The sequence below is a fragment of the Streptomyces sp. SID13726 genome (assembly GCF_010548375.1).
Classification (GTDB): domain Bacteria; phylum Actinomycetota; class Actinomycetes; order Streptomycetales; family Streptomycetaceae; genus Streptomyces.
In genome coordinates this window covers 1-457 of the sequence record NZ_JAAGLY010000393.1, presented here as the reverse complement: position 1 = coordinate 457, position 457 = coordinate 1, and the positions used below count along the sequence as shown (strand labels likewise).

1 protein-coding gene is annotated in these 457 nt (G+C 71.1%); it reads left to right on the top strand.

Going from position 1 to position 457, the window contains the following annotated elements:
- The coding region (locus G3I78_RS48240) for a hypothetical protein (protein ID WP_164436965.1) at positions 1-324 on the top strand (324 nt) is incomplete at its 5' end.
- Positions 325-457 lie beyond the last annotated feature (133 nt).

Below are 457 nucleotides of genomic sequence, written 5' to 3'. Positions count from 1 at the left end.
GGCCTCCACACCCCCAACCCGTACTGGGCGGACCCCGAGCCCGCGCTCACCCCCTGCCACTGCACCGCCTGCCAGCAAGGCGGCCTGGGCGTTGACGACGGGCGCCGACTCATCCGCCTGGCGAACGGCCTGCCCTTCGACAACTGCGACGTCCTCGAACCGAGCACGTACGTCTTGATCGCCCCGTACACCTGCGGCTGCGGATGCGACACCACCCTCACCGACCGGGCGTCCTACGACTGGACCTCTGCCGAGTCCGTGCAGCACCTCATGGAGACCGGCCGCCCTCTCCGCCCCGGCGAAGCCCTCACCCCCGACCACTGACTGGAACGAGGACCAGACCTTCATGCCGCCCAACACCCCCTCCCCGCCCGTAGCCCAGCCACCCGGGCTCCAGCACGTCATCCAGTTCAGCGGCGGCGTGGGCTCCGTCCTCTCCGCCCTCCACGTCGCCGAG